Below are 25,249 nucleotides of genomic sequence, written 5' to 3'. Positions count from 1 at the left end.
GTAGTCAGATTGCTCGCAACTGCGCAAGCACCGACGAAAAAAAATTGCACGAGAACGCAAATTTGCCGCCCCCCGGCTGAACAAGCCCGCGATTTATTCAAATCGCGGGTCTCGAGCAATCGGCCTCAGAATGCGTAATTCAGACCGACTCTGATATTGCCATAACTCGGCGTGGCCACTGTCGAGGATCCTGAAGAATCAATCAGTCGCATCGAATCGAATTGCGTGAATTCATACTCCAGCGTCAGGCGAACCTTTTCCGCCACGATGCGTTCCATCCCAAGACCCAGAGTGTAGCCGTCATAATCGGAGTTGTCCGACACGGCAATCGTATCACCGCCAGCCGTCCCCGCCAGTGCATAGTCGATATCGCCTCTCGCATATCCTACGATACCGTAATACTGCATCTTTCCAGACGCGCTGGTGATGCCGCCCTTGAGCCGCAGGGACAGTATGTTTTTGACATCGACTGATGCCTGATGCGTGTTTGTGGTCAGATCATCGTCGATGCTGCCCGCCTCATAGCCCAACTCGACCCCGTAAACATAATACCGGCTGCGAAATGCGATGTTGTTTCGCCACCCGAGCCTGAGGCCATAATTAAACCCACCCGGCTTCAGTTCGCCCACGCTCGCCACCAGATCGCCGTTCGGAGCGCGCTGCCCCACGTCATCCGAGCCTCCGAATGCGTACCCCAGCGTTCCCCCGGCATAAAAACCGCGCCAATCGGCATGACGCTTGGCTGGCTCGATGACCTCTGGTTCTACAAAAGGAGCCTCAGTATTCCCAGCGACTACCGGGACTCCGTTCAATGCCCCAATGCCGAACACCAGCGAAAGTGCCCACCCTTTTAGGGACAACAGTCCGTTCAAGCGTTTCAAATTCTGCTCCCTCCTCGTACCAACTCCTTACGGAGCCTCACAAACTATCCGGCCCCAAAGACCATTCGCACCGTTGCCCAGATGGTGCGATTTCGATGACCTAAACCAGAAACAGGTTTCGGCAAAGTGAATCTTTGTTATCGAAATGCCAATAGCACCCCAAATCTGGCTATTTTTCGGCTTTTCCCCTCAAGATTATGTCAACCCTCCGGCGAGAGAGTTGGAACCGGAGGACGTGATGCGCACACGACGCAGATCACCAGGAACTACATCAGCCCGATTTACGTGGACCGCATGCAGATACTCTGATTTTCCGACCATCTGCCCGTCGAGCCGCCCGGGCTTTTCAAACAACACATGCACGTCACGCCCGACCATGCTGTCCTGCACGCTGCGCTGATGCTTGGTAATCAGTGCTTGAAGCCGTTGCAGCCGGTCATCGGCTTCCTTTCCCGGAACCTGTGGCCGTTCCGCCGCCGGTGTACCCGGTCGTGTGGAATACTTGAACGAATAGGCATAACCGTACTTTACCTCTTCGACCAGATCGAGCGTGGCCTGGAAATCCTCTTCGGTCTCTTCCGGAAAACCGACAATGAAATCACCCGACATCAGAATATCGGGGCGTGCGGCACGAATACGCTCAATCAGTCGCAAATAGCTTTCCGCCGTATGGCTGCGGTTCATCCGCTTCAGAATCTTGTCCGAGCCGGACTGCACCGGCAGGTGCAGATAGGGCATCAGCTTGTCGCAGGTAGCGTGCGCTTCGATCAGATCGTCGCTCATGTCGTTGGGGTGCGATGTGGTAAACCGGATGCGTTCCAGTCCGTCGACCTTGTTCAACTCCCAGATCAACCCGGCAAGCGTCATATCGCCGTTCTGACCGGCCCCGTGATAGGCGTTCACGTTCTGACCCAGCAACGTGATTTCGCGCACGCCCCGCTCCACCAGTTCGCGAGCCTCAAGCAGAATACGATCCGCAGGCCGGCTGACCTCGGCCCCGCGAGTATAGGGTACCACACAAAAGGCGCAGAACTTGTCGCAGCCTTCCTGAACGGTCAGAAACGCCGTCGGGCCGCGCTTGGCCTTGGGACGGTTCTTCAGCTTTTCGAATTTGTCCTCTTCCGGGAAATCCGTGTCCAGCGCCTTTTGGCCTTCGCGCGTTTTCGCCTCCATCTCGGGCAGACGGTGATAGCTTTGCGGGCCGACCACCAGATCGACAAGAGGCTGGCGGCGCATAATCTCTTCGCCTTCGGCCTGCGCGACGCAGCCTGCGACTCCGATCTTGAGATCGGGTTTTTCCGCTTTGAGTCCCTTGAATCGGCCAAGCTCGGAATAGACCTTCTCCGCAGCCTTTTCCCGGATATGGCAGGTGTTGAGCAGGATCATGTCCGCATCATCCGGGCTTTGCGTCTCGACATAACCTTGCCCGCCCAGCGCCTCGGCCATGCGCTCGCTGTCATAAACGTTCATCTGACACCCGTAGGTCTTGATGAAGAGCTTTTTCGGTTCGGACATGAAACGTGCCTTTGATTTCGCTGGATCGGCGCCGTCTATACGGAACGGACGCGGCTTGCAATGCGCGCGCATTTACCCGAGTTTGACGGCAAATGCCAGCAGAGCAGGACAAGTACATCGCATGCAGTATCCATCACTCGACAGTTTTCTGAACTCGGTCGCGAAATCGCCAGTCAAAGGACCGGTGGCGATGATCTTTGCCGAAGACGCCGTCGAGATAGCAGGAACATTGCTGCATCATTTGAATCTCGGGTTCAAAACGGTGATCGCATTGATGCCGGATGACTTCGAACTGCCGACGGATCTCGGCGACCAGGTGCACCGGATCACCTATACTTGTAGGCCCAGACATTTGGTCTTTGCGGCGGTCAACCGGATCGTCGCCGCGTTGCCCAATGTCTGGATGTACTACGGCTACAACGCCGAATACCTGTTCTTTCCGTTCTGCGAAACGCGCAGCGTGGGCGAGATGCTGTCTTTTCACGCCGAGGAACGCCGCAGCGCGATGCTGACCTACGTGATCGACCTGTACGCCGAAGACCTGAACACTTGCCCCTCGGCGGTTTCGCCCGCGACTGCGATGCTCGACAAATCGGGGTACTTTGCCGAAGTGCGCATAGACCCAACAACCGAGGACCCGCTTGAACGGCAACTCGATTTTTCCGGCGGGCTGCGCTGGCGGTTTGACGAGTTCATACCAAAGGAAAGCCGGAGAATGGATCGCATCGCACTTTTTAGAGCCAAACCCGGGCTAGAGCTGTTTTCGAACCACACGTTCAATGATGCTGAATACAATACCTATTCCTGCCCGTGGCATCACAATCTGACTGCAGCTATCTGTTCCTTTCGCGCTGCAAAGGCGCTGAAACGAAATCCGGTGTCAGCGGCGCGGATCAACACCTTCAAATGGCGCAATTCCGTACCGTTCGAATGGTCCTCGGGCCAGTTGCTCGATCTTGGCCTGATTGAACCGGGGCAGTGGTTCTGAAACGAGGTCCAGCCTTCGCGCCGAGAACACTCCAAACTCAGCGCCTGAACAGAACCGGAAACCAGTCCTCGCGCAAACGCTGGCCTGGTTGCATGTCATGGCCCGGATAGGGTGGCGATGTTCGGCCCGGGCGCTCGACGTAACGCGCATCGTCTCCGACCAGGCGCAGGGAAAATGCCCGGCGGCGTGACGCCGAAGTATTGCCGCGCGCGCCATGCAGCACGCGATAGTTGAACGCCACCGCATCCCCGGGTTGCATTTCAAACTCGACAATCTTCATACCTTCAGCCTCGGGATCGGGGATCGGCATGTACTGACCTTCGTCAGGGAAAAAACCCTCTTCCGAAACCCAGCGCGTCGGCAGCACTTCCTTTTCCCACAGGTGGGACCCTGCGACACAGCGCAGCGTCGCCTCTTTCACCGGATCGAGCGGTGACCAGAAACTGATGGTTTGCCGTCCGTCAACGAAATAATACGGCCCGTCCTGATGCCATGGCGTCGCCATCGAGGTGCCGGGCTCTTTCACCAGCACATGGTCGTGGAACATCTGCACCGATTCGGATGCCATCAAATCCGCTGCGACTTCGGCCACGGGTGAGGTTTCGATCACCTCGCGAAACTGTGGGATTCGGTCCCAGTTGCAGTAGTCGTCAAAGAACCTGCCGGTTTGGCCTTCTTTCTTGTTTTCCGATGCATACGGTCCTGGGTTCGACATGTTCGCCTCGACCCCTGCGCGCAAGGTATCGACCTGATCGGCAAACAATCCGGGCACAAAGACGACACCGTCCCGCTGAAAGGTGTCGATCATGTCCTGTGTAACCAATGGGTGAGGCAAGGGATCCTCCGTAAATCCGTGTTTGCCAAGATATGTGCAGGTCCCGAACCTCTGTTCAAATCATATCTTCGAAACTAATAAATAATCTCATGTTATTTATTTCACTCCGCCAGTACGAATATGTCTGCGCCATCGGCCACCACGGCAGCCTTACCGCAGCGGCCGAGCATCTCAATGTGTCGCAACCTGCCTTGTCCGCCGCCCTGGCCAGAATCGAACAACATCTGGGTTATCCCTTGTTCATCCGAAAACGCGGTTCGGCCATGGCCGTAACCCCGCAAGGGCGGACCTTTATCGAAGGCGCAAAAAGCCTGCTTGACCACGCCGCCCGGTTGCAAGACCCGTCCCATCCTCCAATACCCGCAAAACGGCTTCGGCTAGGGTGTTTCGTCGACCTTGCTCCGTTCCTTCTGGCCCCTGCCATCCGCCGTCTGCGCTCTGAGTTGCCGGATGTCGAAGTGACCTATCGGGCCGATGGCTTCGAAGCCCTGCTCGCGGCATTGCTCAAGGGGCAGATAGATATCGCGTTGACCTATGATCTGGGAATGGATGCCGGATTCTCGCGGCGGTTGCTGTATGTCTGCCGCCCCAACGCGCTGATACCACCCGATCATCCGCTTGCGACACATGAGGTCGTGACCTTGGACCGGCTGGCCGAATTTCCGCTGATCCTGTCCGAAGAGGGACTTTCCGCGCAATATGTTCTGGAACTGTTCAGACGCAAGGGCCTGTCGCCGCATGTGGCGCATCGGGCAACTTCACTGGAAATCCTTCGCAGCCTCGCCGCGCATGGCGAGGGTGTCGGCATCAGTTACGCCAACCCCGTTGGCGCCCTGAGCTATGACGGGCTTCCCATTGCAAGCCGGCCTGTCCGCGATCCCGAAGCCCGCGAATCCGTCGTAATCGCTCGGCATGGCATCGGCCCGGCCGACCCGCTGTTTGACGCGGCCCAACGGGTGTTGGCCGTTCTGTTCGAAAAGAATTGATCAGGCCTTGCGGCGCAGGCGGATGACCACATCCACGGAAGCAATTTCAACCCCTTCGGGTGCATTTGGCAAGCGCTGGATCACCAGCTGATCCGACGGAGCGTCGGACAGACGCCCCTCATCCTCCCAAAAAAAATGGGGATGGTCATGGGTATTGGTGTCGAAATAGCTTTTCGATCCGTCCACCGTGATTTCCTGTAGCACACCTGCATCGCAAAAGGCGCGCAGTGTGTTATACACGGTGGCCAGAGAAACGGCAGCACTGTTGGACTTTGCCGCCTCGAACAGACTTTCCGCCGTGACGTGCCGGTGTTTACCGTCACCCACCAGAAGCTCGGCCAGCGCAACGCGCTGCCGCGTCGGTCTGAGACCGGCCTTGGCCAACCACTGCGTGGCGTTTTCCAGACTGTCTGGCGTCATGATGTCGATACCTGCATGGGTTTGACAATATATATAAGTCGTGCCCAGATGAAATTTCAAATGAAATTCATTCGCAAACAGGGCCATTCGCTTGAAACTTGCGGCGCACCCGCTCTTGCAGGACCTTGCACACGGGTGTTAGAGGAGGCCAGATGTGACCAACAGACTCTGGCAGGAGAGGCGGCAGAATGGCCCAATTCCCGAGCAGCTTTGACAAAGACGATCTGCTGAAGTGCGCGCGCGGCGAACTTTTCGGCCCAGGCAACGCACAGTTGCCCGAACCTCCAATGCTCATGATGGACCGGATCACCGACATTTCGGCGGATGGTGGCGCACATGGCAAGGGGCATGTGGTGGCCGAATTCGATATCACGCCGGATCTTTGGTTCTTTGACTGCCATTTTCCGGGCAACCCAATCATGCCTGGCTGCCTTGGTCTGGATGGGCTGTGGCAACTGACCGGATTCAACCTCGGCTGGCGTGGTTGGCAGGGGCGCGGCTATGCTATCGGCACAGGCGAAATCAAGTTGACCGGTATGGTGCGCCCCGACCGCAAGAAGCTGACCTACTACGTCGATTTCACCAAGGCCGTTCAGACCCGCCGCCTGACCATGGGTGTGGCGGATGGCCGGGTCGAAGCAGATGGGGAATTGATTTATCAAGTCAAGGACATGAAGGTTGCATTGTCCGAAAGCTGACCCCAGCTGAAGACCAGGCAACAGAGAACGGAACACAGGAGTACGCTTATGCGTCGCGTCGTCGTCACCGGATTGGGGATCGTTTCCTCGATCGGGAACAATGCCGAGGAAGTGCTTTCATCGCTGAAAGCGGGCAGGTCCGGCATCGAGGCCAACGAACAGATGGTCGAGCACGGCTTTCGCAGTCAGGTAGCTGGAACGCTCAAAATCGATGTGGCTGAACACGTGGACAAGCGCGCACTCAGGTTCATGGGCCCGGGCGCGGCCTACGCCCACATCGCGATGGGTCAGGCCATTGCCGATTCCGGTCTGACCGATGATCAGGTAGTAAACCCCCGCACCGGGCTGGTGGCCGGGTCGGGCGGTCCTTCGACCAGTGCAATGCTGACCGCACATCAGACCGTGCTGAAATCGGGTGCGACAAAGCGTATCGGCCCGTTTGCGGTGCCAAAGTGCATGTGCTCGACCATCTCGGCTAACCTGGCGACAGCCTACAGGATCAAGGGCATCAACTATTCGATCACTTCGGCCTGCTCCACTTCGCTGCACTGCATCGGAAACGCTGCTGAACAGATTATGATGGGCAAGCAGGACGTGATGTTCGCGGGTGGCGGCGAGGAACTGGACTGGACGCTCAGCTGCCTGTTTGACGCGATGGGCGCGATGTCGTCAAAATACAACGACACCCCCGCACGCGCCTCACGCGCTTTCGATCAGGACCGCGACGGGTTCGTGATCTCGGGTGGTGGCGGGATCGTGGTTCTGGAAGAACTGGAACACGCCAAGGCACGCGGCGCCAGGATCTATGCCGAAGTGACCGGATTTGCCGCCACTTCGGATGGTCATGACATGGTGGCCCCATCGGGCGAAGGCGGCGAACGCGCGATGCGCCTGGCACTGCAGACCGTGCCCGAGGGGCGCAAGGTCAGCTATATCAACGCACACGGCACCTCGACCCCGGTTGGCGACGTGGGCGAGGTCGAAGCAGTACGCCGAATTTTCGGCGAGGGCAACGTGCCGCCGATTTCATCGACCAAGTCGATGACCGGCCATGCACAAGGCGCGGCGGGCGCGCTCGAGGCGATCTTCTGCCTGCTGATGCTGGACAACGACTTCATTACCCCTTCGATCAACGTCGATAACCTGGCCGAGGGCATTCTGCCCGGCGAAATTGCGACGCAAGTCGTTGAAAACGCAGGACTGGACAGTGTCATGACCAACAGCTTCGGCTTTGGCGGCACAAACGGGTCCATGATTCTGTCCAAGTATAATGGATGAGTGAAATGTCGGATCTTCTCAAAGGCAAACGCGGCCTGATCATGGGCGTGGCCAACGACCGCTCCATCGCGTGGGGCATCGCCAAGGCCATGCACGAGGCCGGTGCCGAACTGGCATTCACCTATCAGGGCGAAGCTTTCGGCAAGCGGTTGGAACCGCTTGCGCAAAGCGTCGGCAGTGATTTCATGGTCGACGCCGATGTCACCGATGACGAGTCGCTAGACCGCGCCTTTGACGAACTGGCCAACCGTTGGCCCACCGTCGACTTTGTTGTTCACGCCATAGCCTATTCCGACAAGTCGGAATTGACGGGGCGGTTTCTGAACACTACACGGGCCAATTTCAAGCATTCGATGGATGTATCGGCCTATTCCTTCATCGAGGTGGCGCGCCGCGCCTATCCGCTGATGAAAGAAAATGGCGGCTCGCTGCTGACGCTGACCTATCAAGGTTCGAACCGGGTGGTTCCGAACTATAACGTCATGGGTGTGGCCAAGGCCGCGCTGGAATCGGCGACCCGCTATCTCGCCAACGATCTCGGACCTGACGGTATCCGCGTCAATGCTATCTCGCCTGGTCCGATGAAGACTCTGGCCGGCGCGGCCATCGGTGGCGCGCGCAAAACCTACAAATTCTGCGACCAGAATGCGCCGATGCGTTCGAATGCAACGCTCGAAGCCGTTGGCGGTACTGCTGTTTATCTGACGTCCGATGCCGGCGCCTGCACCTCGGGTGAGATTATCCGTGTCGATGGCGGTTTCCACGTCCTGGGAATGCCTCAACCCGACTTCATGTGACCCGAACTTTCCCTGCGCTTGCCAAGTTTTGACCACACTTGGCGCGCAGGAATTCGGGCATGAGCAAAATTGACATGATCCTCTCCGCCGCCGCGCAACGCGAAAAGGCGCTGAAAAAGCCGGAACCGCCAGTAAGGCAATCGGGCAACCTGATACGCTTGTTGTTGGTGAGCCTGTGTTTCTCGCTTGCGGCGCTGGTGATCTTGTCGCAGCCCCAGACACAGGCGATGATGGGCCTCACGATCGCCACCAGGTAGTACGCCTGCCAAACAGGCCAGGTCAGGCGCATTCGCGGGCCCAGCCGTCATTTCGGTTCAATTGATCGACACGACCTCGATGTCAAAGATCAGGTCCTGCCCCGCCAAGGGGTGGTTCGCATCCAGTGTCACGGTGGCATCGTCAACTTCGACCACCGTTACCGGAAGGGCCTGACCATCGGGCGTCTGCATCTGCAACTGTGTGCCGATGTCGAGCGGTATATCGTCGGGAATGCCTTCGCGCGGGATGGACTGCCGCATCGCCGGATTGATCGGACCATAGGCTTCGACACAGGTCACCTCGACCTTTTTCCTTTCACCGACAATCATGCCCGGCAAGGCATTGTCCAGCCCAACGATGATCTGTCCCGACCCCACTTCGAATTGCAGCGGGTCGCGGCCTTCGGAACTGTCGAATGTGCTCCCGTCCAGCAGGGTACCGGTATAGTGAATGCGCACCGTGTCGCCTTGCTTGATTTCGGTCATGAGGTCTCCGATCGGTTGGGTTTTGGTTGAACGGCCCACCCTAATGTCTGTCACACCATTGTAAACCCGCCCCTCTTTCGCGCGCTGAATTCCTGTGCGAACCTGCCCGCGAAGAGGGAGGAGCACATGCCAATCACCACCTGCGTCTTTGACGCCTACGGAACACTGTTCGACGTCGCAGCCGCCGCGCGTCTGGCCGCAGCCGAGCCCGAGCATACCCAGCTCAGTGGCAAATGGCCGGAGTTGGCCAATTTCTGGCGATTGAAGCAGTTGCAGTACTCCTGGCTGAGGGCGGTGACCGGCGCCCATACCGATTTCTGGGAGGTGACACAGGACGGTCTTGACTGGGCGCTCGAAGCGGTCGGGCTGGACGGAGAAGGCGGGCTTCGCCAGCGGTTGCTCGATCTCTATTGGGAACTGCAGGCCTTTCCCGAAGTTCCCGCAATGTTGGGGGCATTGAAGGACGCTGGGATGCAAACGGCAATCCTGTCCAACGGCTCGCCTGCGATGCTGGATGGTGCGGTGCAATCGGCAGGCATCGGCGACGTGCTGGATGATGTGCTGTCGGTGGAAAGCGTGGGCATCTTCAAGCCCGATGCCCGCGTCTATGAACTGGTGACCAAGCGCTTTGCTTGCGCCCGCGACGAAGTTCTTTTTGTCAGCTCGAACGGCTGGGATGCGGCTGCGGCCAGCGGATTCGGATTTGTCACCGCATGGGTCAACCGCGCTGCCGAACCCATGGACCGCTTGCCGTGGCGGCCCGCGCATGTACTGTCCGACCTGACCACGATTCCCCAACTGGCAGGAGCCTGATGGCGCACTTCACCTCAAGCGACGGAAAAAAAATCTACTTTGAGGACAACGGCAAAGGTAAACCACTGGTTTGCCTTGCCGGTCTGACCAGATCCAGCCGGGATTTCACATTCCTCGCCCCGCACGTACCCGACCTGCGTCTGATTGCGATCGACTATCGTGGCCGGGGGCAATCGGACCATGACCCGAACTATATGAATTACAACGTCAATCGAGAGGGTCAGGATGTCATCGAGCTTCTTGATCATCTGGGACTTGGCAAAGTCACCGTGCTGGGCACGTCTCGAGGCGGTCTGATCGCGATGGTGCTGGCTGACTGTCACCAGGACCGGCTGGCAGGCGTAATCTTGAACGATGTGGGCCCGATTGTGGAGCCGACAGGGATTGCCCGGATTTTCGAGTATGTCGGCAAGCCACCCACATTCCAGACTTTTGAAGATGCCGCGCAGGTTCTGAAAGACTCGATGGAACCGCAATTCCCCGGTGTCCCCCTTTCGATTTGGCGAAAGCAGGCAGAAAACCAATATCTTGAAACGCCCACAGGACTGGCCCTGAGCTATGATGTAAACTTGCGGCAGGCCCTGTTGGAACAGGCCGCGGCCGGACCACCACCCGACCTATGGCCCCTGTTCGACGCGTTGCGCACCATCCCTACTGGTGTTATCCGGGGCATGAACTCCGACATACTCAGCCCGGGCACGCTGGCGGAAATGCGCAAGCGTCATCCTGCCCTCGTCGCGGAAGAAGTCCCTGATCGGGGCCATGCCCCGTTCCTGGACGAACCGCAGTCCCTCGCAGTCATTCGCAATATCCTGGAGGCCGCATGAGTACCCTGCCCCTGATAAAAGCCGCCGCCAAACGGCTGCAAGGCCATGCAAGGCGAACCCCATTTCTAAGCTCTCCTTTCCTTGATGACATTGCCGGGCGCAGGGTGCTGGTCAAACCGGAATGCCTGCAACACACCGGCAGCTTCAAGTTCCGCGGGGCATGGTCTGCGATTTCGGCGCTGGACCCGAACATGCGGCAACGCGGAGTCATCGCCTATTCTTCGGGTAATCACGCGCAGGGCGTAGCGATGGCGGCGACAAAACACGGAATCGCATCGGTCATCGTCATGCCGTCGGATGCGCCGCAACTGAAGATCGAAAACACGCGCGCACTGGGGGCCGAAGTCGTTTTGTATGACAGGGAAACCGAAAGCCGCGAGGATATCGGCGCGGCATTGTCGAATGAGCGCGGCCTGACCCTGATCCGCCCCTATGACGACCCACAGGTAATCGCAGGTCAGGGCACCGTCGGGTTGGAGGTTGCCGAACAAGTCGCTGATTTCGGCGTTCATATGGCCGACGTTCTGGTTTGTTGTGGAGGTGGCGGACTGACCTCCGGGATCGCCTTGGCGCTGGAGGGCCACGCGCCCGGCCTGCGCGCCAGAACCTGCGAGCCCGAAGGCTTTGACGACGTGAAACGTTCGTTGGTCTCGGGCGGGATCGAACGGAACAACCGGACTTCGGGGAATATCTGCGACGCAATCCTGACGCCCGAACCGGGTCAGATCACCTTCCCGATTCTGAAACGCCTGTGCGGCCCGGGTCTGAGCGTTACCGAGACCGAAGCCATGCGCGCCATGGCTTTGGCTTTTCTGCGCCTCAAGATCGTTCTGGAACCCGGCGGAGCCGTGGCGCTGGCCTCGGCCCTGTACCGGCAGGACGAGATCGAGGGCGACACCGTGATCGTCGTCGCCTCGGGCGGCAACGTCGAACCGGCTCTCTTTGCCCGGGCACTGGCAGATCACACCTGATGCCGGGGTACCTGCTGCCGATCCGAAGCATGGATCACGCGGCAATCCTGCCCTATACCTTCGCGAAACATAGCCAAGCTGACACAGGGGTATCCCATGAACATTGCCGATCTGGGTCATGTCCAGCTCTACTATCGCATCGACGGCGACCCCGACGGGGCGCCCGTGGTATTTGCCAATTCGCTGGGCACCGACTATCGGCTTTGGGATGCGGTTTTGCCTTTGCTTCCCAAGGGGCTGAAGTTCATCCGCTACGACATACGCGGCCACGGCCTGTCGTCTCTGCCGCCCGCCCCCTATTCGATGGGTGCGCTGGTGCAGGATGCCGAGGCTCTGCTGGATATGCTGGAGGTCCGCGATTGCGCTTTTGTCGGCCTCTCCATTGGCGGGATGATCGCGCAGGGACTGGCGGTCAAACGGATGGATCAGATCCGCGCGTTGGTTCTGTCAAACACTGGTGCCAAGATCGGCACCGCTGACATGTGGGACAAGCGCATTGCCGCCGTCAATGCCGGTGGAATAGAAGCGCTGGCCGACAACATCATGGAACGCTGGTTTTCCAAGGATTTCCGCGCCTCGCCCAACCTCACCCTGTGGCGTAACATGCTGGTCCGGCAACCGGTCGAAGGTTATGCGGGATGTTGCGCGGCCATTTCCGGCACCGACTTCTATACTCCGACAAGTGGCCTGCGACTTCCAACGCTGGGCATCGCGGGCAGCGAGGACGGGGCGACGCCACCCGATCTGGTGCGTGAAACGGTCGACCTGATCCCCGGCTCAAAATTTGAACTCATCCGCAGGGCAGGCCATCTGCCATGCGTTGAAAAACCCGAAGAATACGCTGCCATCCTTTCAGAATTCCTACGCGGTATAGGGCATGGTAAGGAGGGCGGGAATGGCTGATTTCCTTCTGGTTCACGGCTCATGCCATGGGGCGTGGTGTTGGCGTGATCTGATCCCTGAACTGACCGCTCTGGGGCATTCTGCCCGCGCCATAGATATGCCCAGCCACGGGGATGACCAAACTCCTGTCGCCGATGTCACTCTGGTTAGGTGCCGCGATGCCGTCTTGTCGGCATCGACCCCCGATACTGTAGTTGTAGGTCATTCCTGGGGCGGCTATCCAATCTCGGCAGCGGCCGGGACAGCTCCGGGCAAGATGCGCGCCCTGATCTATCTCTGCGCCTATGTCCCCATTTCGGGCAAGAGCATGGCACAGATGCGCAAGCGCGCGGCCCGCCAGCCCCTGATTTCGTCCGTCCAGAAATCGCCCGATGGCCTCTCCTATACCGTAGTTCCGGATCAGGTCAGGGCGCTGTTCTATCACGACTGCGCCGAAGAGACCGCCGAATTCGCCGCCCAACGCCTTTGCCCGCAAGCAATCAGGCCGCAGGAAACGCCCTTGGTACTTGGTGAAGGTTTTGCCAATTTGCCCAAGGCCTATATCCGAACGCTCGACGACCGAACTGTACCCACCGAATATCAGGCCGAGATGTGCAGTGGTTTTCCGCCAGATATGAAATTCACAATCGACAGCTCCCATTCTCCGTTCTTTTCCCATCCCAAGGAACTGGCGCTGATGCTGTCGCAGATCGAAAGAAAATTCTGATGGCTGGATCCGTTTTCGACAGCGTGCTGTTTTCCAGGCTGTTCCCGTCTGGCGATGTTGGTCGCCTCTTCACTGACAGTGCCGAGTTGAGGGCAATGCTGCTGGTCGAGGGGATGCTGGCCAAAGTTCAGGGCGATCAGGGCATCATACCATTGGAAAGCGCACAGGCCATTTCGCGCGCCGCGATGGAGATTCAGCTTGATCCCGGTGCCTTGTCCGCCGCGACCGGCGAAAACGGCGTCAGCGTCCCGGCGCTGGTCTCGGCCTTCCGGGCCGAGATGCAGGCCCCCGAACATGCCGCCTATGTTCATTGGGGCGCGACTTCACAGGACATTATCGACACCGGGCTGATGCTGCGGCTGCGGCAGGCGATCGGTCTGATCGAAACCGATGTTAAAGATACTCTTGGCCACCTTGCGCGGCTGGCCCTTGATCATGCCCGCCTGCCAATGCCAGCCCGCACCTATGGGCAGCACGCGACCCCAACCAGCTTTGGCGCCGTGGTCGCGTCATGGGGCTGGCCCCTGTTAGGGCTTATGCAGGAATTGCCTGCGCTGCGGCAAGACTGCCTGCTTGTGTCCCTGTCCGGCGCGGCTGGCACCAGCGCAGCCCTGGGGGCGCAATCAGCCACAACCCGCGCAGAGCTTGCAAAACTCTTGAACCTGCACGACCCCGGGCGAAGCTGGCATACCGACCGAACCTCCGTTCTACGCCTTTGCGATTGGTTCACCCGCCTTGTGCTGGCCTTGGGCAAGATCGGAGAGGACGGCGTGGAGCTAACCCAGACCGGGATAGCCGAGATTGGCTTGGGCGGGGCCGGGTCATCTTCGACCATGCCGCAAAAGCAGAACCCTGTGGCTCCGTCGGTTCTGGTGGCGCTGGCCCGCCAGCAGACCGGGTTGATGAGTGTTTTGCAGGGGGCGGCGATGCATCGCCATCAGCGCGACGGCGCCGCGTGGTTCACCGAATGGATGTGCCTGCCACAAATCGTTTTGGGGGCGGGTTCTTCTTCCCGGGTCGCCTCGTCCATGGCTCAGAAGATTTCGCCCGAACTTGACGCGATGCGCACAGCGCTGGAATCACATCTCGGCATGATCCATGCCGAAGCGCTGAGTTTCGCGCTGGCCGAACACTTACCGCGCCCCAAGGCACAGGCCGCAACCAAGGAACTGTGCCGGGAATCCGCCGCAACAGGCACCCCTCTGAAGGAAATCGTTGCCCGGACCTGGCCGCAACTGGACACGCACAAACTGTTTGACCCTATGCATCAGCTTGGACTTGCCCCGTCCGAAGCCGAAGCCTTTGCGCGCAGTACGACCGAATTCCTGAGCGACTGACGCGCCATCGCGCCTCCCCATTTCGCGAACGGATCGGTTTTCACCTGTGCTTAAATCGTGTCGTGACGTAAGAACGACATTGTTTTGCCGGTTTCCACCTTGCAGACGGCGATCTGCCGGGCCACCGTGCCCGGCAATCAAGGGGAGGAGACCATGCAAACCATCAAGGCGGCCGTATGCCGCGAGTTCGACAAGCCACTTGTTATCGAAGACATCCAGATCGCTCCCCCGGGGATGGGCGAGGTCGAAGTCACGCTGGATGCGGTGGCGATCTGTCATTCCGACATCACCTATGCCAGCGGAGCCTGGGGTGGGTTTCTGCCCGCTGTTTACGGCCACGAAGCCGCCGGTGTCATAACCGCAGTCGGCGACGCTGCTGGCGATTTCAAGGTGGGTGAATCCGTTGTGGCCACGCTGATCCGCGCCTGCGGATCGTGCCCGTCCTGCGCCAGCGGCAAGCCGACGATCTGCGAGACACCTTATGACACGGTCAAGGGTCCGCTGAAAACCGCCGATGGCGGCCCCCTGGAACAGGCGATGGCCTGCGGTGCCTTTGCCGAAAAGGTGGTCGTCAGCCACCGCCAGATCGTCAAGATCCCCGACACCATGGCCAAGGATGTCGCCAGCCTGCTCAGCTGTGGCGTGATCACTGGCGTCGGCGCGGCCGTCAATGCCGCCGGGCTGCGCCCCGGTCAGGATGTCGTCGTGATCGGCGCGGGCGGTGTGGGCCTGAACGCAATCCAGGGCGCGCGCATTGCGGGGGCCCGCAGAATCGTGGCGGTCGACATGACCGAGGAAAAGCTGGAGATCGCCAGGGAATTCGGCGCAACGCATGGGGTCCTTGCCACGTTGGATGCACCCTGGAAAGCCGCATACAAGGCTCTTGGCGGGCGCGGAGCCGACGCGGTTCTGATCACCGTCGGCGCGATACCGGCCTATGAACAGGCTCCTCGTTATCTGGGGCGCGGCGGCAAGGCCATCATGATCGGGATGCCTCATTCGGGGGCGATGGCCAGTTACGAACCGGTCATCCTTGCCGCTGTCGGGCAGGGTCTGATCGGCTCCAAGATGGGCGACGTAGTCATTCAGCGTGACATCCCTTGGATGATCGATCTTTATCAGCAAGGGCGTCTCAAGCTCGACGAGCTGATTTCGGGGCGCTGGTCGCTTGACCAGATCAACGAGGCAATCGCCGACACCAAGACCGGTGGCGCCAAGCGCAACGTGATCGTGTTTGACCGCAAATCGGTGGAATAACCCGAACAGGAGGACATGCGATGAAGCTTCAGGATCTCGATATCATCGTGACCGCGCCGCCTGCACCGGGTTGGGGCGGGCGATACTGGATACTGGTCAAGCTCACCACCGACACGGGCATCACCGGTTGGGGCGAATGCTATGCCTCGTCGGTCGGTCCCGAGGCGATGAAACACATCATCCACGACGTGTTCAAGCGGCATATGGCGGATGAAAACCCCGAAAACATAGAGCTGATGTTTCGCCGGGTGTATTCCAGCGGCTTCACACAGCGCCCCGATCTGAGCGTCATGGGCGCGTTTTCCGGGCTGGAAATCGCTTGCTGGGACATTCTGGGCAAGGATCGCGACCGACCGGTTCACGCCCTGATCGGCGGGCGGATGAATGACCGCATTCGCGCCTACACCTATCTCTACCCGCTGCCGCAGCATGACCTGACCGATTTCTGGACCTCACCGGAACAGGCGGCCGAATGCGCCGCTGCGATGGTCGGGCGGGGCTATACTGCGGTCAAGTTCGATCCCGCAGGCCCCTACACGATCCGGGGCGGCCACATGCCTGCGATGAGCGATATCTCGATGTCGGTCGCTTTCTGCAAAGCGATCCGCGAAGCGGTCGGCGACAAGGCCGACCTGCTTTTCGGAACCCACGGTCAGTTCAACACCGCAGGGGCGATCCGTCTGGGTCAGGCATTGGAGCCCTATTCGCCGCTCTGGTTCGAGGAACCGACGCCTCCTGACAATATCGAAGATATGGCGCGCGTCGCCCGCAACGTCCGCATTCCGGTCGCAACCGGCGAGCGGATGACCACCAAGGCAGAGTTCGGCGCAGTCCTGCGGGCAGGCGCGGCGGAAATCCTGCAACCCGCATTGGGACGTGCCGGCGGCATCTGGGAGATGAAGAAAGTGGCCGCGATGGCAGAAATATTCAACGCCCAGATGGCCCCCCACCTGTACGCAGGACCGATCGAGTGGGCCGCCAACATTCATCTCGCCGCCTCAATCCCCAATATCCTGTTGCTTGAAAGCATAGAGACACCTTTTCACGACAAGTTGATCAAAGGATCGATCAAAGTCGAATTAGGCTTTGTCACGCCACCCGAGGCGCCCGGTTTGGGCATTGAAGTTGACGAAGATCTGGCGCGAGCCCATCCTTATACCGGCGATGGGCTTCATTTGCAGATGCAGGAAGAACCATGTGACTATGTCAACGGCAACGCGTTTCAGGGTGGTGCACCAGCACAGGATGCATGAGATTGCATGCCACAACGCTGTGTTGTAGTTTGGACAAAAGGATTACGAGCAACCCGTGACAGTTCAGAATACATCAGATCAGGCATTTCAGCCCGAAACCGCCGTCGACATGAAGCAAAGCGCTTCGGATGCCGCAAACTTTCTCAAGACGCTTGCCCACGAGGGTCGGCTGATGATCCTGTGCCATCTCGGCGACGGCGAAAAGTCGGTTGGGCAACTGGAAACCCTGTTGGGTATCCGTCAGGCTGCCGTCAGCCAGATGCTGGCCCGACTGCGGGAAGAGGGGCTGGTATCGACACGACGGGATGGCAAAACCATCCACTATTCACTCAGCGATGGAAACACCGCGCAGGTGATCGAACTGCTATACAAACTGTTCTGCAAAACGTGATTTTTCGCTCTGTTCGTCAGTTCGAAACGTAACCCGCCACAACCTGCAAAAGCTTGAACGCGGTTGCCGCGTCGTTTTCGACCACGGCCAGAAACTCCTCCTCACCGATCCGCAGACAGGTCAGATTGGTTTCGGCCACCATGCTGAGCGCGCGCGGCTCTTTGCGGATCAGTCCCAGCTCTCCGACCAGCGTTCCAGGCCCGACGCGCGTGATCAGCTGATCGTCGCCGGATTTCTGGGGCAGGTACAGACCTGCCTCGCCTTCGATGATCATATAGGCACCGTCGGTCGGGTCGTCGTCCTTCAGGAAAACGACCTCGCCCGCCTTGGCCTCGAACCAGCGCGCACCAAAGGCCAGCAGGCGCAGCTGTCGCCGGTCAAGCTCGGAAAACAGCGGGGTCTGCTCCAATGCCCTTAGCTTGCGCGTCAGGTCGGCCGAGGCGGCACCATCCTCTTCAACATCCATCGGAGCCTCCTCGCTGATGATCCGGCCTTGCCGAATCTCAATGTGCAAATCAAACGCCTCGGGCGATTTGAAATGGTCGTTGATGTAGATCACAGTGGTATCAGGCAGCAACTCGCGCAGGTTTTTGTATACCGATACCTGAGTATCCATGTCGAAACTCGCCAACGCGCTGTTCAGAACCAGAATGTCGGGCTTCTTGATTGCCGCCCGTGTAAAGGCCAAAGGTTCGGCAAAGGCGGCGGGCAGGTTCTGCCCCCCAAGGCTCACCGGCATGTCATAGATCAGCTCAACCACCAGCGGGCGCGCACCGTTACCCGAAAGCACGTCGGTGATCAGTTTGCGCAATTCGTCGGTGCGCGCGCCACCCACCTGACTGACCTTGCCGAACATGGCGTTTTCCAGCACGGTCAATCCGGGCGCAAACTCATCCACCCGTAACGGCACAAAGACATCGCGCAAGCTTTCCAGAAGCTTGTCGGAATGGCTGTGCCGCAATTCCAGAATCCGGGATTTCAAACCGTCCGAAAAGGCCGGCCCTATCTGTTCCGCCGAAATTCGGAACGGAACGGCCAGCAGGCTGGCCAACTCGGTATCGTCCAGGGCCCGCGCCCCGGCGCTGCGCGTCTTTTCGACCAGATCCAACGCCGCCTCATAAGTGTTCACCTCCAACCCCAGCTTTCGGAACAGGGGATGGTCGGTGCCGTCCAATCCAAAGATCTGACGCAACATGTCGATCACATCGCGGGTCAGATCGACAAGTATTTCGTCCAGCCCCAGATCCCGCAACTGTGCCAGAAACACCGCCTGGCGCGCCAGAAGTTCCTGTGTGACAGGCACGCGCGGCGTTGCAAACAGCAAGTTCTCGGCAACCGGCAATGCGGGATTATAGGCGTCGCGGTCAAAGATAAACGCCTGTTGATCCAGCCCGGCTTTGCCGATTTCCCGTCTTACGATCGGGCGCAACTCGACCAGCTTTGCCGCCAGTTCCGGATGCGCGCCGTGGTCAAAGACCTGGTCTGCGCCCCGTCTGAACAAGGCCGCCCCCGACCCCATCCCTTCGACCAGTCGCAACCACCACGCGCGAAGGCTCGCTTCGTCCTGGAAACCGGCGCGCGCCGGGTCCAGCCATTCGGCGTGAAACGGATCGGCGCTGTTGCCCGCCCGCAGTGTTTCGGCAAAGTCCGGATTCTCTGGCGCGGGTTCGGTCGGCTGAAACCGCATCGGCATCATCACATTATCGCCGAACGTGCCCTGAAACATGACCGGGCGCGAACTGGCATAGCCGATGCGCGCCGCCACATCCACCTGATGCACCTTGGACAGTTCGTGCCCGCCGATCATGACCTTGCCTGATCCCGGCAGAACCTCACGCGTCAACAATTCGCTGAGGGCCAGACGGTCCTCCTCGCTGGGGGCCGATATGCCAATCACGCCAGCCCCCGGCAGTACCGCATTCATATCATCCAAAACGTGATTGCCGTCCGCATCCCGCACCGAGACATGGTCGAGCACGATATCGCCATTCAGGCGCACGCTCTCCTTGGGTTCGTTCTCGAACAATTCCTCGTCAATCATGCCTGCGGGGGCGAAACGTTCGATCACAACTTCCCAGCGTATCGCCATGTCCTGCGTCTGGTTGTAATAGGTCAGCAACTCCTTCCACGGGCTGGACAGATCCTTGTAAGCCGCCAGTGCCGCGACCAGCGCCCCCAGCGACACCTGGCCCTGCAATACCAGAAAACCGCCTACCGAGTAGAACAGGAACGGGGTCAATTGCGAAATGAAGTTATTGAGAAACTTCATGAAGAATTTTTTCTGATAGATGTCGAACCGTATGCTGAACAGCCGCCCAAGCTGGTCCGAAATCATGGCCCGTCGATACCGCCAGCCCGCATTGCCGCGCAGGGTCGATGCACCGGCCGCGTTCTCTCCGATCTGGGCTGCCAGAACCCGCACCTCCTGTATGCGCTTCTTGTTGAGCAGGTTGATCTGGCGTTGCAGCTTGGGGATCAGCCAGGCCTGCAACGGGATCAGCGCAATGGCCGCAAGCCCGAACCAGAAGCTTTGCAGAAACAGAAAGGACAGGATGGTCAGCATCTGCCCGGCCTGCAGCACTGGCTGGCTGATCGCATCACCCATCAGACCGCCCATCGGCTCGCTTTCGGCGGTGACCATGGACACAAGTTCACCTTGGCTCACGCGTTCGAAATAGGGTTGCGGAAACCTCAAAATCCGGCTGATGAGCTGATAGCGGAACCGCCTCAGCATGCGCTCGCTCAACACGCCCTTCATCGTGTTGATCCGCATTTTCATCAGACCATGCGCCAACACCGACAGCAGAAAGGCAAAACACAGGATCATCAGAAACGTTGTCTGATCGAAGGTGATCCCAAAATACTCGACGGTGGAACTGGCCGCCCCGATCGCGTCGTTGATTATCCGTTTGGGCAATTCGAGTGTCAGATAAAGCAGCGGGAACAACGTGGACGTCACGGCCAGCAAAATCAGCTGATCCCGCTTCGAATACTTCCAGATGAACCGAAATAGCGTACGTTCTATGGGTCCTGCCCCCGATGACAAACCTATTGAAACCACCCAGTGAGACGGTCGCCAACCGTTCACATATTCACGCTATCGCAACCGAACGCCGCAACGCAAATGGAATCCCCCCATTCCAATACACGCACCATTTGCACGAGAGTGTTTGCGCGATACGTATTAACGTCTTAAGCTTGGGTGCAGATTGATATTAGGAGGACCGCCTTGCCTGAAATGACTGGCACGGTACTTTTGTTACTCTGCCTATTGCAGATCAAGCATATGTTTGCTGATTATTATCTACAAACCCCCAAGATGCTGGAGGGCCGGGCAGAGTATTTGCATTCGGGTCGTGCGCAACATGCGGGTGTACATGCCATCTTGTCTGCTGCGATTTTTCTTCTTCTCGGCGCACCTATTATCTTTGCGATAGCGATATCCGCTCTCGAATGGTTCATCCATTTCAACATCGATTTTGCCAAGGCCTATTACTCGGACAAGAAAGAACTGCAACCCAATCAGGCCGCGTTCTGGCGCGCTGCGGGTCTGGATCAGTGCATGCACAACCTGACCTATATCGCCATGGCCTGGGCCTGGATCGTCTGCGCGTGCTAAGGCCCCTCCGCTATTTCTGAACCGGTTTGTTGCGCTTGATTGTGCGCAATACGACATTGGTCTGGGCACTGGCGACGGCGGGAAGCCGGAACAGAAACCCCTCCAGAAACTTGTTGTAGGCAGCCAGATCGGCAAACAGCACCCTCAGATGATAATCCGCCTGCCCCGTGGTTGCATAACATTCCTGAACTTCGGGGCTGTTTTCGATCGCCCGAATGAATTCGACGATTCTTTCCGGGTCATGCCGCGTCAGGTGCACATGCACAATCGCTTCGAATGACAAACCCATTGCCGACGGATTAACGACGGCACCGTAGCGTTCGATAATCCCGGCTTCCTCCAGCATTCGCACCCGCCGCCAAAGCGCAGATGCAGACATACCGACCGCTTCGGCCAGATCCGCGTTCGAGATTCGACTGTCCTTCTGCAACAATGTCAAAATGCGGCTGTCTCTTTCATCGAGCTGAAATGAAACGGTCATTTTGTTCGAACTTTCATCATTTTTCGATTATTTCCTCCGAATACCTGTCCATAATTGACTGTTTCTGGATCAAATTTCCATTGCAATCGGGATAAAATTTCCAGAACGCGCGAAAATTGACAGGACTTCATGGATGACTCGCCACATTCCCGAGTTCCAAACATATCGACTCCAGGACCGCTATGACCTCACAAAAGGCCGCGTCTTTCTGACCGGCACCCAGGCGCTTGTCCGGATCATGATGGATCAGGCCCGCCGGGATCGGGAGGCAGGGCTGGAAACTGCCGGTTTCGTGTCCGGATATCGGGGCTCACCGCTTGGCGCATTGGATCTGGAAATGTGGCGCGCCAAGGAACGGCTGAAACACGACCGCATCACCTTCATGCCAGCCGTTAACGAAGATCTGGGCGCCACCGCGGTATTGGGCGCGCAGCAGGCCAGCCTGGATCCGCAGTGCGAGGTCGAGGGCGTGTTTTCCATGTGGTATGGCAAAGGCCCCGGCGTGGACCGTTCCGGCGACGCGCTGAAACATGGCAACGCCTATGGCTCGGCCCCCAAAGGCGGTGTGCTTGTAGTTGCAGGTGACGACCATGGCTGCGTCAGTTCCTCTATGCCCCATCAATCCGACGTGGCGTTCATGGCCTGGTTCATGCCGACGCTGAACCCGGCCTCGGTCGAGGAATACCTGGAATTCGGCGAATACGGGCTGGCCCTGTCACGTTTTTCCGGCACATGGGTCGGTTTCAAGGCCGTTTCAGAAACGGTCGAAAGTGCCCGTTCGGTTGAGCTTCGCCCGGACCGGCAGTTCGCCCTGCCTGAGATCGAGTTGCCCGCAAAAGGCCTGCACGTGCGTTCTGCCGACCTGCCCAGCCCCGAGATCGAGACCCGTATTCAAGCAAAACTGCGCGCCGTGCGCGCCTTTGCCGAGGCCAATCCGATCGACCGAAGCATCTATGGCATCAAGAACGCCAAGTTCGGCTTTGTCACCACCGGCAAAGGCCATCTCGACCTGATGGAGGCATTGCGACTACTGGGCCTTGATGAAGCAAAATGCCGGGAACTGGGAATAGACATCTATAAGGTCGGCATGGTCTGGCCGCTCGCCCGTCGCAATGCGCTGCGCTTTGTCAGGGGCAAGGCCGAAGTTCTGGTGGTCGAGGAAAAGCGCGGCATCATCGAAAGCCAGTTCAAGGAGTATTTCTATGACTGGCCGGGTGACAAGCCGCACAAGATGGTCGGCAAGTACGACAGCCATGGCGAACCACTGATCCCCTGGACCGGTGAACTCAGCCCTCTGATGCTGGCCCCCATCGTCGCCGCGCGCCTGCACACCTTCTTCCCCGAGGAAGGCCTGCCGGCCAAAGCCAATGCGCTGACAGCTCAGCCCCCACAACTAGTTAACATCCCTGGCGCAACCCGAACGCCCTATTTCTGTTCGGGCTGCCCTCATAACAGCTCGACCAAGGTGCCCGAAGGATCGACGGCTGCCAGCGGCATCGGTTGCCATGTCATGGCGTCTTGGATGGACCGCCAGACCGTGGGCTATGCGCAAATGGGCGGCGAAGGGGTGCCGCATGTGGTGGCGTCGAAATTCAACGGCGGCAAGCACATCTTCCAGAATCTCGGCGAGGGTACATGGTATCACTCCGGCAGCCTCGCCATCCGGCAAGCGGTCGCCGCAGGCACCAACATCACCTACAAGATCCTGTTCAATGACGCCGTCGCCATGACCGGAGGTCAGCCGGTCGACGGGCCAGTCAGTGTGCATGGCATCGCTCAGACCTGCCGCGCCGAAGGTGTGGAACGGATCGCCATCGTTTCGGATGACATTTCCAAGTTCCACCACGCCGATTTCCCGTCGCAAACCTCGTTTCACGACCGCTCCGATCTGGACTGGTTGCAACGCGAGTTGCGCGACATCCCCGGCGTTACTGTCCTGATCTATGAACAGACCTGCGCCACCGAAAAACGTCGCCGCCGCAAGCGCGGCACGATGGAAGATCCCAGGAGGTTCGCGTATATCAACGATTTGGTCTGCGAGGGCTGCGGCGATTGTTCAGTCGAGTCGAACTGCCTGAGCGTCGAGCCGCGCGAAACCCCCTTTGGTCGCAAGCGCAAGATCAACCTCAGCACCTGCAACAAGGATTTCTCGTGCCTGAACGGGTTCTGCCCCAGCTTTGTAACCGTCGAAGGCGCCACGCGTCGGAAACGTACGGTTTCGCTAGATCTCGCGGCGCTGGAAACCGGCTTGCCAACCCCCGACCTGCCTTCCCTCGCCCAACCCTTTGACCTGCTTGTCACCGGTGTCGGCGGAACAGGAGTGGTCACTGTCGGCGCCTTGGTCACCATGGCCGCGCATCTCGAAGCCAAAGGTTCATCCGTTCTCGACTTCACCGGGTTTGCGCAGAAATTCGGAACCGTGCTCAGCTATATCCGCTTGGGCACGACACCCGATGCGCTCAATCAGGTTCGCATTGATCAGGGTGCGGCCGACGCGGTTATCGGTTGCGATATCGTGGTCAGTTCCGCCCCAAAGGCCTCGGCGCATTACCGTCCGGGTACGCAGGTGGTGCTGAACCGCGCCGAGATGCCGACAGGCGATCTGGTCTTGCGCCGCGATGCGCAGCTCAACGTCGGCCATCGCGAGGCCGCCATCCGCGCAGCGGTTGGCGCAGATCACGTCACTGGATTTGACGCCAACGCCGCAGCCGAAACGCTGCTGGGAGATGCGGTCTTTGCCAACGTAATGATGTTGGGCTTTGCCTGGCAGAAAGGGCTGGTGCCGGTGACCGAAGTGGCGCTGTCGCAGGCCATCCTGTTGAACGGGGTCGCGGTCGAAAAGAACCGGCTTGCCTTTGCAATCGGTCGTTGCATGGCCGCCGATCCCACGCGGCTGAACGGCTATTCCGATCCTCAGCCCGAACCGGATACACTGGATCAGATGATCGCCCGCCGCGCCGAATTTCTCACCGATTATCAAGACGCCGCCTACGCAAGAAAATACACTGCCCGTATCACGGATTTACGCGCCGCCCTCTCTGACGCGCCTGATCCCCTGATCCGCGCCGCTGTGCACAACCTTTTTCGCTTCATGGCCTATAAGGACGAATTTGAAGTGGCCCGTCTGATGTCGGGTCAGGCTTTCGCTCGCGAACTCGGCGAACAGTTCGAGGGTGACTTCAAACTCCGATACCACATGGCCCCGCTTTTCCTGAACCGGCGCACCGACAATCGCGGGCGGCCCGCAAAACGCTGCTATGGGCCGTGGCTGAAGGCTGCTCTGGGTGTACTGGGCCGCATGAAACCGCTGCGGCCGACGCCTCTCAACCCGTTCCGCTATCATTCCGAGGCCCGGATGCACCGTGAAACGCTGGCATGGTATCTTGACCTGCTCGACCGGGCGCAGGCCGGTTATTCGCCGGAGCGGGCCGAGGATTGGACCGCAGTTCTGACTTGCGCCGATGAGATCCGTGGATATGGCCCGGTACGCGAAGTTGCCATCCGAAAGGCGCACGTGGCAGCCGACGCGGCGCTGGCCGGATTCTAACCC

The 25,249-nt window shown here is 59.0% G+C and carries 24 protein-coding genes; 17 read left to right on the top strand and 7 right to left on the bottom strand.

The window, feature by feature from the left end; all coding sequences use genetic code 11:
* Positions 1–125 precede the first annotated feature (125 nt).
* Together AC2FMY_RS03860 and miaB are read right to left on the bottom strand one after the other, a co-directional pair.
* Positions 126–881, bottom strand: coding sequence for an outer membrane protein (locus AC2FMY_RS03860; RefSeq protein WP_496807001.1), 756 nt, complete (start codon positions 879–881; stop codon positions 126–128).
* Positions 882–1,076: 195 nt separating this feature from the next.
* Entirely contained in the window at positions 1,077–2,396 is a 1,320-nt protein-coding gene (gene miaB, locus AC2FMY_RS03855) for a tRNA (N6-isopentenyl adenosine(37)-C2)-methylthiotransferase MiaB (protein WP_496745617.1), read from the bottom strand.
* 121 nt (positions 2,397–2,517) lie between these two features.
* On the opposite strand from miaB, the gene AC2FMY_RS03850 reads away from it, so the two are divergent.
* Positions 2,518–3,384, top strand: coding sequence for a hypothetical protein (locus AC2FMY_RS03850; RefSeq protein WP_480747904.1), 867 nt, complete (start codon positions 2,518–2,520; stop codon positions 3,382–3,384).
* A 37-nt stretch (positions 3,385–3,421) separates the two neighbouring features.
* On the opposite strand, the gene AC2FMY_RS03845 is transcribed toward AC2FMY_RS03850, so the two are convergent.
* Positions 3,422–4,219 (bottom strand): phytanoyl-CoA dioxygenase family protein, encoded by a 798-nt coding sequence (locus AC2FMY_RS03845; protein ID WP_480747905.1) that lies wholly within the window; start codon positions 4,217–4,219, stop codon positions 3,422–3,424.
* An 89-nt stretch (positions 4,220–4,308) separates the two neighbouring features.
* Here AC2FMY_RS03845 and AC2FMY_RS03840 point away from each other — a divergent pair, with 89 nt between their 5' ends.
* Positions 4,309–5,205 (top strand): LysR family transcriptional regulator, encoded by an 897-nt coding sequence (locus AC2FMY_RS03840; protein ID WP_496745614.1) that lies wholly within the window; start codon positions 4,309–4,311, stop codon positions 5,203–5,205.
* On the opposite strand, the gene irrA is transcribed toward AC2FMY_RS03840, so the two are convergent.
* The gene (gene irrA / locus AC2FMY_RS03835) at positions 5,206–5,625 is read right to left on the bottom strand and encodes an iron response transcriptional regulator IrrA (protein WP_480747907.1); all 420 of its coding nucleotides are present in this window, start codon (positions 5,623–5,625) and stop codon (positions 5,206–5,208) included. It abuts the gene before it with no gap.
* 188 nt (positions 5,626–5,813) lie between these two features.
* Here irrA and fabA point away from each other — a divergent pair, with 188 nt between their 5' ends.
* The 4 genes from fabA to AC2FMY_RS03815 are packed head-to-tail and all read left to right on the top strand — an operon-like array spanning position 5,814 to position 8,655.
* Positions 5,814–6,323: a bifunctional 3-hydroxydecanoyl-ACP dehydratase/trans-2-decenoyl-ACP isomerase gene (fabA, locus tag AC2FMY_RS03830; protein WP_480747908.1), complete on the top strand. Its 510-nt coding sequence runs from the start codon at positions 5,814–5,816 to the stop codon at positions 6,321–6,323.
* Positions 6,324–6,371: 48 nt separating this feature from the next.
* Positions 6,372–7,601 (top strand): beta-ketoacyl-ACP synthase I, encoded by a 1,230-nt coding sequence (fabB, locus tag AC2FMY_RS03825; RefSeq protein ID WP_496745612.1) that lies wholly within the window; start codon positions 6,372–6,374, stop codon positions 7,599–7,601.
* Between the two features lie 5 nt (positions 7,602–7,606).
* A complete protein-coding gene (locus AC2FMY_RS03820; RefSeq protein WP_480747910.1) occupies positions 7,607–8,398 on the top strand; it encodes an enoyl-ACP reductase FabI in 792 nt (263 codons plus the stop codon).
* 59 nt (positions 8,399–8,457) lie between these two features.
* Entirely contained in the window at positions 8,458–8,655 is a 198-nt protein-coding gene (locus AC2FMY_RS03815; RefSeq protein WP_480747911.1) for a hypothetical protein, read from the top strand.
* 57 nt (positions 8,656–8,712) lie between these two features.
* On the opposite strand, the gene AC2FMY_RS03810 is transcribed toward AC2FMY_RS03815, so the two are convergent.
* Positions 8,713–9,141 carry an FKBP-type peptidyl-prolyl cis-trans isomerase gene (locus tag AC2FMY_RS03810; RefSeq protein ID WP_496745609.1) on the bottom strand — a complete coding sequence of 143 codons (429 nt, stop codon included), beginning with the start codon at positions 9,139–9,141 and terminating at the stop codon, positions 8,713–8,715.
* A gap of 126 nt (positions 9,142–9,267) precedes the next feature.
* Here AC2FMY_RS03810 and AC2FMY_RS03805 point away from each other — a divergent pair, with 126 nt between their 5' ends.
* The 9 genes from AC2FMY_RS03805 to AC2FMY_RS03765 all read left to right on the top strand — a co-directional run bounded on the left by AC2FMY_RS03805 (position 9,268) and on the right by AC2FMY_RS03765 (position 17,599).
* Entirely contained in the window at positions 9,268–9,954 is a 687-nt protein-coding gene (locus AC2FMY_RS03805) for a haloacid dehalogenase type II (protein ID WP_480747913.1), read from the top strand.
* Positions 9,954–10,781, top strand: coding sequence for an alpha/beta fold hydrolase (locus AC2FMY_RS03800; protein WP_496745608.1), 828 nt, complete (start codon positions 9,954–9,956; stop codon positions 10,779–10,781). Before AC2FMY_RS03805 ends, AC2FMY_RS03800 begins: the two co-directional genes overlap by 1 nt.
* Positions 10,778–11,752: a threonine ammonia-lyase gene (locus AC2FMY_RS03795; RefSeq protein WP_496745607.1), complete on the top strand. Its 975-nt coding sequence runs from the start codon at positions 10,778–10,780 to the stop codon at positions 11,750–11,752. Before AC2FMY_RS03800 ends, AC2FMY_RS03795 begins: the two co-directional genes overlap by 4 nt.
* 96 nt (positions 11,753–11,848) lie before the next feature.
* The gene (pcaD, locus tag AC2FMY_RS03790) at positions 11,849–12,655 is read left to right on the top strand and encodes a 3-oxoadipate enol-lactonase (RefSeq protein ID WP_496745605.1); all 807 of its coding nucleotides are present in this window, start codon (positions 11,849–11,851) and stop codon (positions 12,653–12,655) included.
* On the top strand, positions 12,648–13,361 hold the full coding sequence (locus AC2FMY_RS03785; protein ID WP_496745603.1) for an alpha/beta fold hydrolase: 714 nt from the start codon (positions 12,648–12,650) through the stop codon (positions 13,359–13,361). The genes pcaD and AC2FMY_RS03785 overlap by 8 nt, the downstream gene beginning before the upstream one ends.
* Complete coding sequence (locus AC2FMY_RS03780) at positions 13,361–14,698, top strand: class-II fumarase/aspartase family protein (protein WP_496807000.1); 1,338 nt, start codon at positions 13,361–13,363, stop codon at positions 14,696–14,698. The genes AC2FMY_RS03785 and AC2FMY_RS03780 overlap by 1 nt, the downstream gene beginning before the upstream one ends.
* A gap of 153 nt (positions 14,699–14,851) precedes the next feature.
* A complete protein-coding gene (locus AC2FMY_RS03775) occupies positions 14,852–15,955 on the top strand; it encodes a Zn-dependent alcohol dehydrogenase (protein ID WP_496745599.1) in 1,104 nt (367 codons plus the stop codon).
* A gap of 20 nt (positions 15,956–15,975) precedes the next feature.
* Entirely contained in the window at positions 15,976–17,208 is a 1,233-nt protein-coding gene (locus AC2FMY_RS03770) for a mandelate racemase/muconate lactonizing enzyme family protein (RefSeq protein WP_496745598.1), read from the top strand.
* A 109-nt stretch (positions 17,209–17,317) separates the two neighbouring features.
* On the top strand, positions 17,318–17,599 hold the full coding sequence (locus tag AC2FMY_RS03765) for an ArsR/SmtB family transcription factor (protein ID WP_480748087.1): 282 nt from the start codon (positions 17,318–17,320) through the stop codon (positions 17,597–17,599).
* Positions 17,600–17,615: 16 nt separating this feature from the next.
* Here AC2FMY_RS03765 and AC2FMY_RS03760 read toward each other — a convergent pair whose 3' ends face one another.
* Entirely contained in the window at positions 17,616–20,660 is a 3,045-nt protein-coding gene (locus tag AC2FMY_RS03760; protein ID WP_496745652.1) for a cyclic nucleotide-binding domain-containing protein, read from the bottom strand.
* Between the two features lie 177 nt (positions 20,661–20,837).
* On the opposite strand from AC2FMY_RS03760, the gene AC2FMY_RS03755 reads away from it, so the two are divergent.
* Positions 20,838–21,218 carry a DUF3307 domain-containing protein gene (locus AC2FMY_RS03755; RefSeq protein WP_480748089.1) on the top strand — a complete coding sequence of 127 codons (381 nt, stop codon included), beginning with the start codon at positions 20,838–20,840 and terminating at the stop codon, positions 21,216–21,218.
* Between the two features lie 10 nt (positions 21,219–21,228).
* Here the strand turns inward: AC2FMY_RS03755 and AC2FMY_RS03750 are convergent, their stop codons facing one another.
* Positions 21,229–21,699 (bottom strand): Lrp/AsnC family transcriptional regulator, encoded by a 471-nt coding sequence (locus AC2FMY_RS03750; protein ID WP_496745596.1) that lies wholly within the window; start codon positions 21,697–21,699, stop codon positions 21,229–21,231.
* A gap of 133 nt (positions 21,700–21,832) precedes the next feature.
* Here AC2FMY_RS03750 and AC2FMY_RS03745 point away from each other — a divergent pair, with 133 nt between their 5' ends.
* Positions 21,833–25,246, top strand: coding sequence for an indolepyruvate ferredoxin oxidoreductase family protein (locus tag AC2FMY_RS03745; protein WP_496806999.1), 3,414 nt, complete (start codon positions 21,833–21,835; stop codon positions 25,244–25,246).
* The last annotated feature ends 3 nt before the right edge of the window (positions 25,247–25,249 follow it).

Source organism: Ruegeria sp. YKSE079 (assembly GCF_059612845.1).
The sequence above is the reverse complement of the archived record's forward strand: the minus strand, read 5'-3'. Positions and strand labels throughout refer to the sequence as shown.

Excerpts from the sequence above, each read along its gene's own strand:
- AC2FMY_RS03840 (WP_496745614.1), top strand. The coding sequence starts at position 4,309 with ATGTTATTTATTTCACTCCGCCAGTACGAATATGTCTGCGCCATCGGC.
- AC2FMY_RS03800 (WP_496745608.1), top strand. The coding sequence starts at position 9,954 with ATGGCGCACTTCACCTCAAGCGACGGAAAAAAAATCTACTTTGAGGAC.
- irrA (WP_480747907.1), bottom strand. The coding sequence starts at position 5,625 with ATGACGCCAGACAGTCTGGAAAACGCCACGCAGTGGTTGGCCAAGGCC.
- AC2FMY_RS03775 (WP_496745599.1), top strand. The coding sequence starts at position 14,852 with ATGCAAACCATCAAGGCGGCCGTATGCCGCGAGTTCGACAAGCCACTT.
- AC2FMY_RS03805 (WP_480747913.1), top strand. The coding sequence starts at position 9,268 with ATGCCAATCACCACCTGCGTCTTTGACGCCTACGGAACACTGTTCGAC.
- pcaD (WP_496745605.1), top strand. The coding sequence starts at position 11,849 with ATGAACATTGCCGATCTGGGTCATGTCCAGCTCTACTATCGCATCGAC.
- AC2FMY_RS03810 (WP_496745609.1), bottom strand. The coding sequence starts at position 9,141 with ATGACCGAAATCAAGCAAGGCGACACGGTGCGCATTCACTATACCGGT.
- AC2FMY_RS03850 (WP_480747904.1), top strand. The coding sequence starts at position 2,518 with ATGCAGTATCCATCACTCGACAGTTTTCTGAACTCGGTCGCGAAATCG.
- AC2FMY_RS03780 (WP_496807000.1), top strand. The coding sequence starts at position 13,361 with ATGGCTGGATCCGTTTTCGACAGCGTGCTGTTTTCCAGGCTGTTCCCG.
- AC2FMY_RS03770 (WP_496745598.1), top strand. The coding sequence starts at position 15,976 with ATGAAGCTTCAGGATCTCGATATCATCGTGACCGCGCCGCCTGCACCG.
- AC2FMY_RS03785 (WP_496745603.1), top strand. The coding sequence starts at position 12,648 with ATGGCTGATTTCCTTCTGGTTCACGGCTCATGCCATGGGGCGTGGTGT.
- AC2FMY_RS03755 (WP_480748089.1), top strand. The coding sequence starts at position 20,838 with ATGACTGGCACGGTACTTTTGTTACTCTGCCTATTGCAGATCAAGCAT.
- AC2FMY_RS03750 (WP_496745596.1), bottom strand. The coding sequence starts at position 21,699 with ATGACCGTTTCATTTCAGCTCGATGAAAGAGACAGCCGCATTTTGACA.
- miaB (WP_496745617.1), bottom strand. The coding sequence starts at position 2,396 with ATGTCCGAACCGAAAAAGCTCTTCATCAAGACCTACGGGTGTCAGATG.
- AC2FMY_RS03765 (WP_480748087.1), top strand. The coding sequence starts at position 17,318 with ATGAAGCAAAGCGCTTCGGATGCCGCAAACTTTCTCAAGACGCTTGCC.
- AC2FMY_RS03795 (WP_496745607.1), top strand. The coding sequence starts at position 10,778 with ATGAGTACCCTGCCCCTGATAAAAGCCGCCGCCAAACGGCTGCAAGGC.
- AC2FMY_RS03815 (WP_480747911.1), top strand. The coding sequence starts at position 8,458 with ATGAGCAAAATTGACATGATCCTCTCCGCCGCCGCGCAACGCGAAAAG.
- AC2FMY_RS03820 (WP_480747910.1), top strand. The coding sequence starts at position 7,607 with ATGTCGGATCTTCTCAAAGGCAAACGCGGCCTGATCATGGGCGTGGCC.
- fabA (WP_480747908.1), top strand. The coding sequence starts at position 5,814 with ATGGCCCAATTCCCGAGCAGCTTTGACAAAGACGATCTGCTGAAGTGC.
- fabB (WP_496745612.1), top strand. The coding sequence starts at position 6,372 with ATGCGTCGCGTCGTCGTCACCGGATTGGGGATCGTTTCCTCGATCGGG.
- AC2FMY_RS03745 (WP_496806999.1), top strand. The coding sequence starts at position 21,833 with ATGACTCGCCACATTCCCGAGTTCCAAACATATCGACTCCAGGACCGC.